Annotated in this window: 10 protein-coding genes; 7 read left to right on the top strand and 3 right to left on the bottom strand. The window is 72.2% G+C overall.

Annotation, left to right across the window (positions count from 1 at the left end; genetic code table 11):
* The first annotated feature begins 55 nt into the window (after positions 1 to 55).
* From ABZW11_RS08540 to ABZW11_RS08555, 4 genes are all read left to right on the top strand, one after another.
* Entirely contained in the window at positions 56 to 1,243 is a 1,188-nt protein-coding gene (locus tag ABZW11_RS08540) for an SGNH/GDSL hydrolase family protein (RefSeq protein ID WP_355414119.1), read from the top strand.
* Positions 1,244 to 1,435: 192 nt separating this feature from the next.
* Positions 1,436 to 2,800 carry a xylan 1,4-beta-xylosidase gene (locus ABZW11_RS08545; protein WP_355414120.1) on the top strand — a complete coding sequence of 455 codons (1,365 nt, stop codon included), beginning with the start codon at positions 1,436 to 1,438 and terminating at the stop codon, positions 2,798 to 2,800.
* Positions 2,801 to 2,932: 132 nt separating this feature from the next.
* Positions 2,933 to 3,940 (top strand): sporulation protein, encoded by a 1,008-nt coding sequence (locus ABZW11_RS08550; RefSeq protein ID WP_355414122.1) that lies wholly within the window; start codon positions 2,933 to 2,935, stop codon positions 3,938 to 3,940.
* Between the two features lie 192 nt (positions 3,941 to 4,132).
* A complete protein-coding gene (locus tag ABZW11_RS08555) occupies positions 4,133 to 5,110 on the top strand; it encodes a winged helix-turn-helix domain-containing protein (protein ID WP_355414124.1) in 978 nt (325 codons plus the stop codon).
* Between the two features lie 129 nt (positions 5,111 to 5,239).
* Here ABZW11_RS08555 and ABZW11_RS08560 read toward each other — a convergent pair whose 3' ends face one another.
* The gene (locus ABZW11_RS08560; RefSeq protein ID WP_355414126.1) at positions 5,240 to 6,718 is read right to left on the bottom strand and encodes an Nramp family divalent metal transporter; all 1,479 of its coding nucleotides are present in this window, start codon (positions 6,716 to 6,718) and stop codon (positions 5,240 to 5,242) included.
* Between the two features lie 161 nt (positions 6,719 to 6,879).
* On the opposite strand from ABZW11_RS08560, the gene ABZW11_RS08565 reads away from it, so the two are divergent.
* The gene (locus ABZW11_RS08565; RefSeq protein ID WP_355414128.1) at positions 6,880 to 7,242 is read left to right on the top strand and encodes a hypothetical protein; all 363 of its coding nucleotides are present in this window, start codon (positions 6,880 to 6,882) and stop codon (positions 7,240 to 7,242) included.
* Between the two features lie 253 nt (positions 7,243 to 7,495).
* On the opposite strand, the gene glgC is transcribed toward ABZW11_RS08565, so the two are convergent.
* Complete coding sequence (glgC, locus tag ABZW11_RS08570; RefSeq protein WP_355414130.1) at positions 7,496 to 8,731, bottom strand: glucose-1-phosphate adenylyltransferase; 1,236 nt, start codon at positions 8,729 to 8,731, stop codon at positions 7,496 to 7,498.
* Positions 8,732 to 8,889: 158 nt separating this feature from the next.
* On the opposite strand from glgC, the gene glgA reads away from it, so the two are divergent.
* The gene (gene glgA, locus ABZW11_RS08575; protein ID WP_355414132.1) at positions 8,890 to 10,062 is read left to right on the top strand and encodes a glycogen synthase; all 1,173 of its coding nucleotides are present in this window, start codon (positions 8,890 to 8,892) and stop codon (positions 10,060 to 10,062) included.
* Here the strand turns inward: glgA and ABZW11_RS08580 are convergent, their stop codons facing one another.
* Complete coding sequence (locus ABZW11_RS08580) at positions 10,063 to 10,467, bottom strand: nitroreductase family deazaflavin-dependent oxidoreductase (RefSeq protein WP_355414134.1); 405 nt, start codon at positions 10,465 to 10,467, stop codon at positions 10,063 to 10,065.
* 80 nt (positions 10,468 to 10,547) lie between these two features.
* Here ABZW11_RS08580 and ABZW11_RS08585 point away from each other — a divergent pair, with 80 nt between their 5' ends.
* Entirely contained in the window at positions 10,548 to 16,568 is a 6,021-nt protein-coding gene (locus tag ABZW11_RS08585; RefSeq protein WP_355414136.1) for a CHAT domain-containing protein, read from the top strand.
* Positions 16,569 to 16,647: the final 79 nt, after the last annotated feature.

Consider the following 16,647-nt stretch of genomic DNA (forward strand, 5'->3'; position numbering starts at 1 on the left):
GCGAAAGTTCGATATGGTGCCGAAAATTTCGACCTACCGAGGGGAGCACGCCGACATGGGCCAGGAGCCGATCCGCCCCGCCCGGCACTGGGTGACGACCTGGACGGCCATGCCCCAGCTCGCCGAGCCCCACAACATGCCGCCGCCCCCGTACGCCAAGGAGGGTCTGAGCCTGCCCGACACGACGCTGCGGCAGACCGTCCGGGTGTCGGCCGGCGGCAGGAGGATGCGGCTGCGGCTGTCGAACGCGTTCGGCGGCGCGCCCCTGCCGCTCACCCGCGTCTCCGTGGCGCTGCCGCGCGGCGGCGCGGCCGGCGGGAGCGCGATCCTGCCCGGCACCTCGCGGCCCGTGACGTTCTCGGGACGGGCGTCGGCCGTCGTGCCCAAGGGCGCGCACGTGGTGTCGGACCCGGTGGAGCTGGACCTGGCGCCGGGATCGGTGCTGACCGTGACCGTCCACCTGGCGGAGGGGCTGGCGTCGGGGGAGCTGACCTCGCATCCAGGCTCGCGTACCACCTCCCACCTGATCGGCGGCGACCACGTCACGGCCGATGACCTGCCCGGCGCCACGCCCGTCGACCACTGGTACCTGCTCAGCGCCGTCGAGGTGTGGGCCCCGGCCGGCGTCGGGACGCTGGTCGTGGTGGGCGACTCGCTGACCGACGGCAGGGGCTCCACGACCAACGGCAACGACCGCTGGCCCGACTTGCTGTTCGACCGCCTGCCCGGCATCGCGGTCGCCAACCAGGGCGCGGGCGGCAACCGGGTGCTGAACGACGGGCTCGGCCCGAGCGCGCTGGCCCGGCTGGACCGCGACGTGCTGGCGCAGAGCGGCGCTCGGTGGCTGGTCGTCTTCGAGGGCGTCAACGACCTCGGCACCGCCCCGGCCACCAGGGCGGCGCAGGAGGAGGCCGTGGAGGCGCTGACCGCCGCGTACGAGCAGATCGTCGTGCGGGCGCGAGCCAGGGACCTGCCGGTGTACGGGGCCACGCTGACGCCGTTCGGCGGGCACGACCCCTACGACGACCCCGACGGGCACCGGCAGGCCGCGCGGCGCCGGGTCAACGACTGGATCAGGACGGCGGGCCGGTTCGACGCGGTGATCGACTTCGACGCGGCGGTCCGCGACCCGGCCGCGCCGCACCGGCTGGGCGCCGCGTACGACGAGGGCGACCACCTGCACCTGAGCCCGGCCGGCTATCGCGCGCTGGCCGCCGCGGTCCCCGCAACCCTGTTCGGCTGACGTTCGCGCTGCTCGGCGGGCCCTTGCGCGTCGATAACGATTGCCTGAGAAAAGTCTGAGAAATCTGGCCCCGGCATGTGACCCCTCGCTTACTCATGGAACGCTACGAGCGGCATACACGCGGTTGAAGTCAGGTGAGCACGGGTGGTTACGGACAACGGGGGATCGTTCTGGCGCAGGCTGGGGAGGGCCGTGGGCGTCACGGCCCTGGCGGCCGTGCTCGCGAGCTGCGGCACCACCGGCACCGGCGAGCAGGGGCCGCCGCAGGGGCCGCCGCAGGGAACACCGCAGGGGACACCGCCGCAGGAGACCGCCGCCGCGCCGCGGACCCAGAGCGCCGCTCCCGAGGGCGACGCCGTCAAGCCGCCGCCCGTGGCGCAGGACTGGCCGCGCTGGGGCTTCACGCACACCGGCGTCAGCGCCAACAACGTCACCCGGCGCTTCGAGCAGGTGGTGGCCGGTTCGCTGGAACGCACGCCGATGCTGCAGAACCAGCACATCATGGGCTTCGGCGCGACGAACCCCGAGCCGTACCCCGGTGAGTTCTTCTGGGAGGACCTCGACAGCCGGCTCAACCTCATGAAGGTGTCGGGCGCCACGCCGGTCATCACGCTGTGCTGCGCCCCCGACTGGATGAAGGGCGGCCCGCAGGGGCCCACGAAGGAGTCGGCCTGGGCCGAGCACCTGGAGGACGCCCCCTACCCGCAGCACTTCGACGACTTCGCCAAGCTGTCGGCAGCGGTCGCCGAGCGCTACAGCGACGTCAAGTACTTCCTGGTGTGGAACGAGCTCAAGGGTTTCTGGAAGGACCACGCCAAGCCGGCCGACTACAAGGGCTACACCCAGCTCTACAACAAGGTGTACGACGCGGTGAAGAAGGTACGGCCGGACGCCATGATCGGCGGCCCCTACCTCGGCTTCGACAGCAACCGCAAGGGCGACTCCGAGCTGCGCGGCGACTGGGGGGTCGTCAACCAGCACGTGATCGACGCCTTCGACTACTGGTTCGAGCACAAGAAGGGCGCCGACTTCATCGTGGTGGACGGCGCCTCGCCCACCGACGCGCACGAGCTGCTGCCCGACGAGTTCGGCGCGCTGGCGAAGTTCGCCGACGTCACCGAATGGCTGCGGAAGAAGACCGGCGACCTGCCGATCTGGTGGTCGGAGTGGTACTTCGTGCCCGAGGACGGCACCCGCTGGAAGGAGCCCAGGAGACTCGCCGTGCAGGCCGTCTCCATGATCGAGCTGGCCCGCAGCGGCGTGTCCACCGCACTCTACTGGAACCCGCAGGCCAAGGAGGGCGCGTGCGTGGGCTGCATGTGGGACCCGCGCAGCGGCGCCGAGACCCCGACGGGCCGGCTGGTCGCGAACTTCACCCGCTGGTTCCCTGCCGGCGCCGGGCTCGACCCCGTCACCTCATCCGACCCCGCCGTGCGGGTGCTGGCCCAGCCCGAGCAGCTGCTGCTGGTCAACACCTCGGACGCGGCCGTGACGACGACGGTGGACGGCAAGGAGTACCGGCTCAAGGCGTACGAGATCAAGTGGACAGGCCGCTAGCACCTGAAACCTCCTGGCCAGGCACGTCAGACCGGATCGATATGCGTGCGGGCCCGCCGGAACTCCGGTCACGGGCCGATCGTTGACGCCAGCGGCACACAAGTCGATCTTCGAAACAGGGAGAACAGAGCCGTGGTCTTCAAGAGGATGCTGGGAGCGTTCGGCGTCGGCGCGCCCTCCGTGGACACCGTCCTGTCCACGCCGCGGACCCAGCCGGGCGGCACGCTGGACGGTGAGGTGCGACTCAAGGGCGGCGACTTCGACGCCGAGATCGAGCACGTCACCCTCGGCCTGGTCGCCCAGGTCGAGATCGAGCACGGCGGCGGTGAGGCGGCCGGGCTCGGCGAGTTCTCCCGCGCCCAGGTCTCCGGCCCCTTCACGCTGCGCAAGGGCGAGGACCGCGTGATCGCCTTCCAGCTGCCCGTGCCGTGGGAGGCGCCGATCAGCGAGATCGGCGGGCAGCCGCTGCGCGGCATGGCGGTGGGCGTGCGCACCGAGCTGGCCATCGCCAAGGCCGTCGACAAGGGAGACCTCGACATGGTGGCCGTCGAGCCGCTGCCCTCGCAGCTGCGCATCCTGGAGGCGTTCCTGCAGCTCGGGTTCGCGTTCAAGTCCGCCGACCTGGAGGCGGGGCAGCTCTACGGCGTGGCGCAGCAGCTGCCGTTCTACCAGGAGATCGAGTTCTTCCCCGGGGGCGACTACGCGGGCCGGGTGGGCGAGGTCGAGGTCACCTTCGTCGCGAACCCGGCCGGTCTCGACGTGGTGCTGGAGGCCGACAAGCGCACGGGCCGCTACTCCTCCAGCGACGCCATCGGCCGCTTCCAGGTCAGCCACGACGACGCGCTGCGCACGGACTGGGCCGGTGAGCTGAGCCGCTGGCTCGACTCGCTCTCCCAGTACGGCCACGCCGCCCCCTACGGTCACCACGAGGGCCACTACGGCGATCACCACGGCGGGCACCACGGCGGGCACCACGGCGGGCACCACGGCGGGCACCACGGCGGGCACCACGGGGGTCCCGGCCTCGGCATGGTGGCCGCCGCGGGCGCCGCCGGCGTGGTCGGCGGGCTCGTCGCCGGCGAGGTGGTCGAGGAGGTCGTTGAGGAGTTCTTCGAGGGTGACGAGGGCGACGACTGGTAGCCGCCTGATGCATCCCGCCCCCGGACTCGCGCCGCCGGGGGCGGTTCTTGTGCGTACGGCCAGGTCAGCCGTACACCGACAAAGCACCTTCAACTCTGCAATCGCACTGTAAGTCAGGAGAAAGCGGCATGAATAGGTTGGCTCACTGTCCGTAAGAGCCGACCTCTAGGAGCCGACGTAACCAGCACGACTGTGTGGAGCGAGCTGCACCTCACCTCCACGCCTCAGCTGTCCCTCTCGATCTCCCCGCATCTCACGGCGCTCGCCTGGATCACCGACGCCCTCGCCGGCCGCCGCAGGGGCCTGCCCGACCTGTGGCGCAAGGCCATCGGCGCCCGCGTCTCCCGTCTCGGGCACCAGGCCGTACGCCCGCTCGCCGCCCCGGGGAGCCACGTGGGGCCCGACTGCCTCGTGCCCCGCCCGCCGGGCGACGGCGACGTCCCGATCCAGGACCAGCTCGCCGCCCTGCGCGACCTGCCGCCAGAACGTCTCGTCCGCGACCTGGAGCAGGCGTTCGGCAGCGGGCCGCTGCCCGTCCAGTGGCGCTCGGCCGCCGAGCGGCCCCGCCAGTGGCTGCACGGCTACGCCGGCGCCGTCGCCGACGTCTGGACCGCCGCCGAGCCCCTCTGGAAGCGCGCCCGCGCCCTGCTGGACAAGGAAATCACCAGGGTCGGCGTGGCGGCCGTGCGCGGCGGCCCCGAGCTGCTGCTCGGCGCGCTCAGCGACCGCATCACCTGCGGCGGCGGCGGGCTGCGCGTCGCGGGGCTCGACGGCGGCAGGCACGAGCTGGGCGACCGGCGGATCGTGCTGGTGCCGATGCTGGCCGGCAAGGACGCGGTCATCGCCGGGCTCGACGACCCCGAGGCCGTGTGGATCGCGTACCCGCTGCCGGGGGCGCAGACGTTGTGGAGCAGGCCCGCCGCCCCGGCGCTCGACGAGCTGTCGGCGCTGATGGGCCCCGTACGGGCCGACCTGCTCTGCGCGATCGGCCGGCCGATGACCATGAGCATGCTGGCGGCCGACATGAAGGTCACGCCGAGCAGCATCACGTACCACTGCGACCGGCTCAGGGACGCCCGCCTCATCACCAGGGAGCGGCGCGGCCGCGAGGTCTGGGTGGGCCGCACCCATCGCGCCGAGGAGCTCCTGGAGCTCTACCACCGCCGCTGAGGGGGAGAAAGGGGCGCGCCGGCCCGCAGCAGTCCGGCACGCCCCCTTGCCTTCGCGCACGCTAGCAACGCCCGATCATCTCCGGAGATCACTTCGGCTGACGTGAAAGCTTCCTCCCTGTACGGCCGGTCAGAACGTCACCAGCGGGTCCCCGACGAAGTCCGCGATGAAGTTGACGAAGAAGAACCCGAAGAACAGCACGTTGAGCACCAGGATCACGTAGTGCCACGGCCGCGGCCTGGCGGGGCGCGGCAGCTTGCTGTTGAGGTACATCAGCAGGAACGGGTAGAGCAGCGCCCCCAGGTTCGACATGTTCGCCGACCACTCCACCAGGCCCACCGGCAGCGACTGGAAGATGACGATCGAGATGATGACCAGCAGGAAGAGCATGAACGGGTAGTAGAAGCGGCGCGGGTCGCCCTCGATCAGCCGGCGCAGGCGCGGGCTGGTGGCGTTGGCCGCGTCGGTGGTGACCCGGACCATCGCCTCGAAGATGCCGAGCTGTGTCGAGAACAGCACCAGCACCCCGACCACCAGCGCGACGTAGAAGACCACCCTGCCGTACTCGTCGCCCAGCGCGGAGGCCACGAACGTCGGCACGTTCGCCCTGGTCGGCCGCTCGCCGGACAGGGTGACCGCCTGCGCCATGAGCAGCGTGGGCAGCAGCATGCCGAGGATCGCGCCGACGAAGAACACGCCCCACATGTCCACCAGGAGCAGCCGGTACCAGCGCCGCCACAGGCCGCGGTTCTTCTCGTCGTCGGGGAAGGTGACGCCGCTGGCCAGGATCGCCTTCCTGGCGCCGCGCAGGCCGGAGATGTAGCCGACCCGGTGGCCCATGCCGTAGCCCTTGTCACGGTAGTGGCCCATGATGTACCAGTTCAGGCCCGAGGCCAGCGCCGTGAACCCGGCCAGCGCGCCGAGCTGGGTCGCGGTGATGCCGGCGGGCGGCGCGGCCGGGGTGAGGAAGCCCCGGATGGCCTCCCACCACTGGCTGATCGGCACCACCAGCAGGTCCACGGCCAGCAGCGCGATGAGGATGGTGCCGATCATCACCCAGTTGACCAGCTCCAGGACCCGGCTGATCCGGCGGGCCGCGGCCGTGATGAGGAACACCAGCACCAGCAGGCCGATCGCCCACAGGCGCGGCTCGACCGCGTCTGCGGCCGGCGGGACGCCGTGCACGAGCGCGTACACGCCCTGGCCGGCCGACGCGGCCCAGCCGCCGGCGATGAACGAGAAGATCACGATGAGCACCGACAGCGGCACCCACAGCGGCCAGCCCGGCGGCACCCGCCCCCAGCCGACCACGGGGGCCTCGCCGGTGGCGACGACGTAGCGGGAGCACTCGACGTTGTAGAACGTCTGCAGCAGCGCCGACACCACGATGACCCAGCCGACCCCGACGAAGCCGTACTGGCCGACGCTGAGCGGGCCGAGCAGCCATTCGCCGCTGCCGATGGAGATGCCGAGGGCGATCAGGCTGGGGCCGACGGCGTACTTGAAGAGTTCCTTGGGGCCGATCCTGGAGACCTTGAAGACCTCCTCCGGCGTGGGCAGATCGGCGACTTCCAGGTCAGGACGGCTGACTCCGAGTGGGTGCGACATCTCACTGCCTCCTGCCGCCCAGGGTGATCCCGGACTGCCGTCACAACAAGACCCAATTAGTCGTTCACGCTCACGTAAGGCCACGAGTGAGCGGTATTCCCATCCAGAGGACGACTACGTAGAGTGATTGTCGTTGTCACACGGTGACTACAGGGGGAGATATGAAAGGTAAGCTGATAGCGGTCAGCGGCGTGCTCGCCACCGCTGCCACGTTCTGTGCCATGGCCACGCCGGCCGAGGCGGCCAACCGCTGCGACCTCAGCGTTGGCGACCGCACCCACTCGCTGAGCATCACTCCGTGGGGTGTGCACGCGGGCAAGCGCCACGCCAATGCCTGCCAGGCCAAGAAGAAGTTCGAGGACCACAAGTTCGAGGACGACGAGTTCGAGGACGACGACGAAGGCGACGAGGCGGAGTTCGGCGGCTGGCACAACGGCTTCGGCCCCGGCTACGGCTGGGGTCACGGTTACGGCGCCGCGCGTCAGGCCGACTGGAACGGCTACAACTGGCCGGGCACCTGGTAATACGGCCAGGAGTGACATCACCGGCCGATCCTGACTCATAGGGCCGGCCGTCAAGCCCCGGGGCGCTCTTCACGGTGCCCCGGGCACCCTCCACCCCCTGTAGCACCCGCCGGCCTCCCTGGAGGCCGCCCCCTCCCATGACGTCTCGGCCCGGTCGTGTCCGCACGGCGGGGCCGTCGGCATGCCCGTCTCGCGCCCCGTCTCGCGCCCCTGCCCGCGCCCCGGCTCGCGGCCGGGGCGCGACCTGCCGGGGTCAGCGGTCGACGATCTCGTTCTTGCCGATCACCACGACCCCGCCCCTCGTCAGCGCGAACCTGCTGCGGTCGTACTCGAGGTCGAAGCCGATGCGGGCGCCGTCGGGGATGACGACGTTCTTGTCGATGATCGCCTTGCGCACGACCGCGCCCCGCCCGACCTTGACGTTCTCCATCAGCACGGAGTCCTCCACCAGCGAGTGGGAGTGGAGCACCACCTTCGGCGACAGGATGGACCTGATCGCCGTGCCGCCGGAGACGATCACGCCGGGGGAGACCAGCGAGTCGATCGCCCGCCCCACCCGGTCGCCGTCGTTGTGCACGAACTTGGCGGGCGGCAGCGGGTCGTGCCCGGTGAAGATCGGCCACTTGTCGTTGTACAGGTTGAACACCGGATGCGCCGAGATGAGGTCCATGTGGGCCTCGTAGTAGGCGTCCAGCGTCCCCACGTCGCGCCAGTAGCCGCGGTCGCGCTCGCTGGAGCCCGGCACGATGTTGTGGGCGAAGTCGTAGACGTCGGCGCCGCCCGACTTCACCAGCATCGGGATGATGTTTCCGCCGAGGTCGTGCTTGCTGGAGGGGTCGAGCGCGTCCTCGCGCAGCGCGTCGATCATCGCCTGCGTCTTGAACACGTAGTTGCCCATCGACGCGAACACCTCGTCGGGGGAGTCGGCCAGCCCCACGGCGTCCTTCGGCTTCTCCCTGAACGCCACGATGCGGCGCCCCTCGGGATCGGTCTCGATCACGCCGAACTGGTCGGCCAGCGACAGCGGCTGCCTGATCGCCGCGACCGTCACGTCCGCGCCGGAGTCCTCGTGCTGCTCGACCATCTGCCGGGGATCCATCCGGTAGATGTGGTCGGCGCCGAACACGATGACGTGCTCCGGCTCCTCGTCGTAGATCAGGTTCAGGTTCTGGAACAACGCGTCGGCCGAGCCGGAGAACCATCTCGGCCCCAGCCGCTGCTGCGCCGGAACCGGCGTGACGTAGTTGCCCAGCATCGCCGACAGCCGCCACGTACGCGAGACGTGCCGGTCAAGGCTGTGGTTCTTGTACTGCGTCAGCACGACGATCTTCAGGAACCCGCCGTTCGCGAGGTTGGACAGCACGAAGTCGATGAGCCGGTACATCCCCCCGAACGGCACCGCCGGTTTCGCCCGATCCGCCGTGAGAGGCATGAGCCTCTTGCCCTCTCCACCTGCCAGCACAACCGCAAGCACCCTCCGGGACCTCATGCCCAGGACGCTACCCCCAAATGGCCGATCTATCGACGAAAGGCCGCAGCGGGATCCTCCCGTGTGTCGGTATTTGCGATGCAATGTACGAACCGGAGTTGCCGAGCTTTGGTTTGTCGCTGTGTTCGCTGTGCTCAACCAGCCCGTAGTGTCGTCTCATGCGCGTTGATCTGCTCAGCAGGGAATACCCGCCAGAGGTGTACGGCGGGGCAGGGGTGCACATGGAATACCTGGCCAGGGAGCTGCGGAAGCTGGCCGACGTCCACGTGCGCTGCTTCGGTGCCGCCCGCGTCGAGCCGGGCGTCTCCGCCTACCGCGTGCCCGACGGCCTGGCGGGCGCGAACGCGGCCCTGCAGGTGCTCGGCGTCGACCTCGAGATGGCGGCCGCGTGCGCGGGCGCGTCGGTCGTCCACTCCCATACTTGGTACGCCAATTTCGCCGGGCATGTCGCGAAGCTGCTCCACGGCGTGCCGCACGTCGTCACCACACACAGTCTTGAGCCGCTGCGGCCGTGGAAGGCCGAGCAGCTCGGTGGCGGCTACGCGATCTCCTCGTGGGCCGAGCGCACCGCCCTGTCCGCCGCCGACGCGGTCATCGCGGTCTCCGAGGGCATGCGGCGCGACGTCCTGGCCGCCTACCCCGAGATCCCGCCCGAGCGGGTCAGCGTGATCCACAACGGCATCGACACCACCCAATACGCGCCCGACCGCGGCACCGACGTGCTGGAGAAGTACGGCGTCGATCCCACGCGGCCCTACGTCGTCTTCGTCGGCCGCATCACCCGCCAGAAGGGCCTGGTCCACCTGCTCCACGCGGCCCGCTCCTTCGACCCCGCGGCGCAGCTCGTGCTCTGCGCGGGCGCGCCCGACACGCCGGAGATCGCCGCCGAGGTGACGGAGCTCGTCGAAGGGCTCGACCGCGCCGGCGTGTTCTGGATCCAGGAGATGCTGCCCAAGCCCGAGGTCATCCAGCTCCTGACCCATGCCACGGTGTTCGTCTGCCCGTCGGTCTACGAGCCCATGGGCATCGTCAACCTCGAGGCGATGGCCTGCGAGACGGCCGTCGTGGCGACGGCGACGGGCGGCATCCCCGAGGTGGTCGCCGACGGCGAGACCGGCCTGCTGGTGCCCATCGCGCAGGCCGCCGACGGCACGCCGCACGACCCGGAGCGGTTCGCCGCCGACCTCGCCGAGCGGGTCAACGCCCTGCTCGGCGACCCGGCGCGGGCACGCGCGATGGGCGAGGCGGGCCGGGCCCGCGCCATCGAGCACTTCTCCTGGGAACGGATCGCCCACCGCACCATGCGGCTGTACGAGACGCTGACCGGGTGATCAGCCCACGCGTTCGAGCACGACCACCGGGATCTCCCTGTCGGTCTTCTTCTGGTACTCGTCGTAATCGGGCCAGGTCCTGGCCATGACCTGCCACATCTCGGGCTTCTCCGACGCCTCGGCCGTACGCGCCCGGGCCCGGAACTTGTCGCCCTTGACCTGCACCTCGACCTCGGGCTCCGCCAGCAGGTTCTTGTACCACTGCGGATGCTCGGGGTCGCCGCCCTTCGACGCCACCACGAGATAGTCGTCGCCGAAGCGCTGGTAGATGAGCGGGGTGGTGAAGGGCTGCCCGGACTTGCGGCCCTTGGTGGTCAGGAGCAGGACGACGGTGTTGTTCCAGTCGTGGCCTTCGGCCCCGTCGGTCTCCTGATAACGCCGAACGTGTTCCTTGCCGTAGAGCATGCGAACGCACCTACCCAGGACGCGCCCGCCCTCACCGGGAGCCGCTGTACGGGGCGGCACGCCGATGAGAGTCTGTGCCCATGACCGATCCGGCCGGGGCGCTGGCCGCCCGCATCGAGCGGTTCGAACAGGTCGCGGATCCCGAGCTGATCTGGGATCCCGCGGCGCTGTCCGAGGCCGAGCAGGCGATGCTGGCCTGCTCCGGCGACCGCTCCGACGCGGCCACCTGGCGGCTCATCGGCATGCTCCACCTGGCCCGCTACCGGCTCGACCCGCGCACCACCCGCGACGCGGCGGTGGCGGGCGCGTTCTTCGCCGCCGTGGCCGTCGTCGACCCCGGCCGGCTGCCGGAGAAGCTGCGCGGCTCCCAACTGCCTCCGGGCGAGTCGGCCGGCACCTGGGCGGGACTGGTCGAGGAGGTGTTCAGGCACGTCGACCCGGGCGCGTACCGGCATGTCGGGCTGCTGATCCACGCCCTGGTCCGGCGGGCCATGGCCGAGCCGGTCGCGGAGGTGTCGGAGCGGCTCGGCGAGTTCCTGCTGCAGGAGTCCGTACGCTCGTCCGACCCCTCGTGGGCGGCCGGCGCGCTGGGGCCGCTCGGGGCCGGGCTCATGCGGCTCTACGAGGCCACCGGCGAGCGCGAGATCATCGATGACGCCGTCCACATGCTGCTGCGCGCCGCGCTCGGCGAGCCCGCCTACACCCGCTACCTGGCCGCCGCCCTCGCGCTCGCGGCGCCCGGCGACGACGAATCGGCCGCCGCGTACCTCGCGGCCGCCGAGTCGGGGGAGCGGGACCGGTCGCGGGCGCTGCTCGCGCTCGTCGAGCTCACCCGTGCCCGCGCGGTCGCCTCCTGGGCCGACGACGACCTGCTGGCGTTCATCAGGGTCGGGCAGTGCGCCCTGGACTTCTGGCACGAGCGGTGGGCGCATCCGGGGGTGCTGGCGCCGTACGCGTCGGGGCTCATCGAGTGGTACGTCGTCACGGGCGACGAACGCTCGCTCGAAGCCGGCCTGGAGATGCTCGACGCGTTGCGCGTCACCCCCGGCGAGGACGTACGCGACCTGCCCGACCCGCTCGTCCGGCTGCGCCTGCTCGGCGACCGCAGGATGCGCCGCCACGAGGTGAGCGGCGACCCCGCGGACCTGGAGTCCGCCGTCGAGGCCCGCCGCGACGCACTCGCCATGGTCCCTGACGGCCACCCCGCCAAGCCCGCTCTCCTCACTTCCTTGGCCACCGCACTGCTCGAACTGGCGGCCCTGACGGGCGGCGACCCGGCCGCCCCTATCGCCGCGGCCCGCGCCGCCCTGTCCGCATACGGCGACCACGCCCCAGAACGCCCCGACACGCTCCTCCTTCTCGCCGAAGCCCTCACCCTCCCTCTGACGACCGGCCCCGCACCGCACGGCGTACCTCACCCCGCCGGCGAGGCCGTCTCCGTGTTGCGCGAGGCACTCGCGGCGGGTGCAGGCCTGACCCGGCGGGCCGAGGCGTACGGGCTGATGTCGGAGGTGCTGCGCCGGGGAGCCTCCAGTGCCGACGGCGACCGGCGTGCCGCCGATCTGCGGGAGGCCGTCCAAGCAGCCCGCCAGGCCGTCGAACTGGCCGCGAAGGACGCACACGGCCAGGCCGGCGCCCGGCGCGCCCTGGTGGAGGCGCTCCTGGCGCGCCACACGGCGTACCAGGACCCCCGCGACCTCGCCGAAGCACTGTCCTTGACCGGTGAGACCGGCCGAGAACCCGACGCCGCCTCGGACGCCGCCTCGGACGCCGCCTCGGACGCCTCCTTGGACGCCGCCTCGGACGCCTCCTTGGACGCCGCCTTGGACGCGGCCCTGGCGCGCGTGCTCGACGGGGCGGGGGAGGTGGATGAGCAGCTCGCGGTGACCGCGACCGAGCTGGCGCTGCGGTCGCCGCCCGAGGAACGGGCGCTCACGCTGCTCCAGGTGGCGGAGCGGCGGGCCGCGAGCGAGGCGGAGCGCGGTGAGTTCCTCGCCGAGGCGGCGGAGCGGCTGGCCGAGGCCGGGCGGGCGGGCGCCGCGGGTCGCGTCCTGGAGCGGGCGGCGGAGGCGTTCGAGGCGGCGGGGGAACGGTCCCGCGCCGCCGCCGTGCTGTCCCGGCTGGGCGGGCTGGCCGAGCCTGAGCGGGCTTTGGCGGCGTACGCGCGGGCGGTGGACGTCCACCATGAGCTCGGAGATGCCCGTGCGGAGGCGCAGGAGCTCACCCGCATGGGCCTGCTCCACCTCGCCACCGGTGAGCCCGCCCGCGCCGCCGGCCTCCACCGGCGGGCCGCCGGCCTGTGCGAGGACGCGGGGCTGGCCGCCGACGAGGCTTCGCACCTCCGGCACGCCGCGGAAGCCCACCTCGCCGCAGGCGACCCGGCCGCCGCCGTCGAGTGCGCCGCCCGGGCGCGGGATCTGCACCTGAGCGCGGGCGAACCCGTCCCCGCCGCGCTCGCCCTCGTCATCGCCGCCCGCGCCGCGCTCGACCAGGACGACCTCACCGCCGCCGGCGAACGGATCACCGCCTGCGCCATCGAGCTGGAGGCGGCCGGGGACTGGGAGGAGGCGTGCCGGGCGCTCGACGCGCACGCCGTCCTGCACGCCGTACGCGGCCACCCCGGGCAGGCCGCCGCCTGCGAGACCCGGCTCGTGGAGATCGTGCGGCGGCACGGGCGGCGGCGCGAGCCGGCCGACGAGTGGTACCGGATCGCGCAGCGGCGCCGGGGCCGGGGTGACGCGGGTGGGGCACGGGTCGCCTTCGAGCTGGCCGGACGCGAGTACGACGCCCTTGGCAACCCCGACGGTGCCGCCTCTGTGCGGTACAACCTGGGCGTTCTCGCGTACGGAGAGGGTGAGACCGCGCAGGCCATGGAGGCGTTCGGGGCGGCGGCGGAGGCGTTCGCCCGGCTGGACAGCCCGGTCAAGGAGTCGCTGGCCCTGGCCATGCGCGCCGCCTGCCTGACCGCCCTCGGCCTCCCGGACGACGCCCTGACCGACCTCGACCACGCGCTCGAAACGGCCACCTCCGACCCTTACGCCCTCCTTGTCGCCACCCTTGGCCGCGCGGCCGTGGACGCAGAGCTGGGCCACCTCGGTGAGGCCGGGGAACGCCTCCACACAGCCCTCGCGCTGGCGGGCGACGACCGGCTGGCGGAGGGCGTCGTACAGGACCGCCTGGCGGCCTTACACGGCCGTACGGGCAACCTCGACGCCCAGGTCGCCGCCCTCGAAGCCGCACTGTCCGCCTTCCACACCGCCGGCCACCCCCAACCAGCGGCCCTGACCGCCATCAAGCTGGGCCTCGCCCTGGAACATCGCGGCGATTACCGCGCCGCCCGCCAGAGTCTGGAAAGCGCCCTCAGTCCTTCGGGCGCTCAAGCGCTGAGCTCTGTGGGCGGTGCGGGGGGCGCTCCGGCAGAAGGTCCTGCGGGTGGCTCAGCTGACGGAGCGGTCGAGGAAGCGCCGTTCGAGCTCATCGCCGCGATGAACAGCGACATCGACGCCGCCGCCCTGTCCCGCCTGGCGACCCTCCACCTGACCCTCGGCGACCTCACCCGTGGCCGCGCCGCACTCACCTCCCTGCGCGCGGGCGGCCGCTGGAGCGACGCGGTGGCCCGCTTGGAGTTCTGGCTTCAGCTCGCCGAAGCGGAAGCGGCCGGCGACCTCGCCCAGGCCCGCGCCCTCGCCACCCAGGCCCTGACCGCCCCCGCCCCATCCCCACCCACCGACACCACCCCCGCATCGGGCGCTTCCGCACCTGGCACCCCCGCACCTGGCACCGCCACGCCGGGCGCCTCCACGCGGGTCCGCGATTCGGAGGGCGGGGAGCTTCTCGCGGGGGTGGAGGCTGGGGATCGGTCGTATCTGCTGGTCAAGTTGTCGGGGTACTGCCGGGCCCTGGGCGATCTGCCTGCCGCCTACGCGTACGCCGCGCGAGGGTGTGAGTTGCGTGATGAGCGGGTGGGTGAGCATCTGCGGAATCTTGGGGCGGCGGCTCTGGAGCTGGGGCGGGCGGAGGAGGCGATCACGCACCTTGAGGCGGCCGTCGAGGAGGCCCGGGGTGCGGTGCCTGCGCAGCTCGCCGGGGCGCTCGCGCTGCTCGGGGCGGCCTATGCCGATGCGGCGAGGTGGCGGGAGGCCGGTGAAGTTCACGAGGAGGGGTTGGCGCTGACGGCGCCTTTCGTGTGGCGTTTCCTTCGCGTTCCGCTCCTCATCGGGCGTGCCGCTCTTCACCTCAAGCTCGATGAGCTGGACGAGGCCGCCGCCCGTTACCGTGACGCCATCGCGCTCGGTGAGGAGCTGGGCCGCCCCGCAGACCTGCCCGCCGCCTACGCGGACCTGGCGTTCGTCCACGAGCTTCGGGGCGATCCGGAAGGGGCCCGGTCTCTCGCCGAGCGTGCCCTGCACCTGCAACGCGCTCACGGCGATGCTCGCGGCACCGTCCTCGCCCTGGTGGCGCTCGGCCGTCTGGCCGTCGGGCGGACCGGCAGGATCCAGGCCGTCAGGTGGCTGGAGGAGGCCGTGGCGCTGGCGCAGGAGGGCGTGTTCAGGGCGGGGGAGGCGGTGGCGCAGTGCCGGCTCGCGGTCCTCGACCTGGGCTCAGGCGCGTACGACCGGGCCGGGCACCGCCTCCGTACGGCCATCGGCACCCTGACCGACCTGGGTCACGACATCGAGCTGCGGACGGCGTACCACCTGAGGTCGGTCGCCGCGGAAGAGCTGGGCGACCTCGCAGGAGCGCTGGCCGACGCCGAGCGGGCCTGCGCGCTCGGTCACGTCCCCTCGCGCGAGAGAGCCGTCCGCCTGGCCGTCACCCTCGGACGGGGCGGGACGGCCTGGGAGCACGCCGAGCAGGCCAGGGTCGCCGCCCTCGCCGCCCACCTGGACGACCGGCCCTGGCCGGCGCCCGAGGGTGTTCCCGCCAACCTCCTGGAGGCCGAGCAGCAGGCCCTGACCACCGTCCAGACCCTGATGACGGCCGCAGGACACACCAGGGATCCGGACCGGGCCGCCCGCCTCATCCACCGCGCCCGCGCGGCCAGGACCGACCTGGAGTCCGTGTGGCGCCGCATGGCCCCCTCGGCCCCCCATCACGTGTCCCTGCGCCGCCGGTCCACCTCCACACCGGGGACACGTGGGACGGTCGCCATGCTGGCGTTCCACCTTGACGCAAGCGCCGGCACCACGACCGTGCTGGCCCACCGTACGGGCTGGCCGGAGCCCCGGGCCTGCACGACCGCCGTCGGCCGGGAACTGCTCGCGGACTTCCTGCGCACCACGTACGCCCCCAGACCAGGACTCCTCGACATCGACGCCCGCCGCCACCGCGCCGACGTCTGGCGGCGCCTGGCCGACGGCCTGCTGGCCGAGGTCCTGTGGAACCTCGACCTCCAGAGCGGCGACCTGCTCCACCTGCTCCCAGGCCCAGGACTGCACGGCATCCCCCTGCACGCGCTCACACCCTCCGGCGGCCGAGCCCTGATCGAGCACGGCCCCGTCACCTACGCCCCCGCCACCACGACGGAGGGCCGGCCGCAGGCGCGGCGCGGCACACCGATGGTGATCGGCCAGGAGGAAGAGGCGGCGGCGCTGCTCGGCACCACCCCCGTCACCGCCACCGCGGCCGGCCTGCGGGGCGTGCGTCCCGTGCTGCACCTGGCGACCGACATGGTGCTGGACGAGAAGGACCCCTTCGGCTCTGGCGTCGTGCTGGCCGACGGCCTCCTGACCGCCCGCCGCCTGATGACCATGAACGTGGCGGCGGACCTCGTGATGCTCACCCCGCACACCGCGACGCCGGGAACGGGCACGGCCGTGGCCGCGCTGGGTCAGGCGTTCCTGCACGCGGGAGCCCGCGCCGTGCTGCTCCCTCTGTGGCCGGTCGCGAAGGAGATCTCCCGAACCCTCGCGCACGACCTCATCATGCGCCTGCGCGCGGGAGACGCGCCCGCCACGGCCCTGCGCGCCGCCGTGCTGGGGCTGCGCGAGCTCTACGGCTCTGTCGAGCCGGACCTCTGGGCGTCGTACGTGCTCATCGGCCCGCCGGGAGGCTCACCCGTCCACTTCGACCCCGGCATGAGGGTCACCAGCACCAGATAGCCGAAGAACGCGGCCGACAGCCCCACCGCGTAACCGCCAAGACCGAGGGCGAGGCGAGCAGCGCCATGGGCTCACGATC

This window comes from Nonomuraea sp. NPDC004580, from assembly GCF_040609855.1.
Lineage (GTDB): Bacteria > Actinomycetota > Actinomycetes > Streptosporangiales > Streptosporangiaceae > Nonomuraea > Nonomuraea salmonea.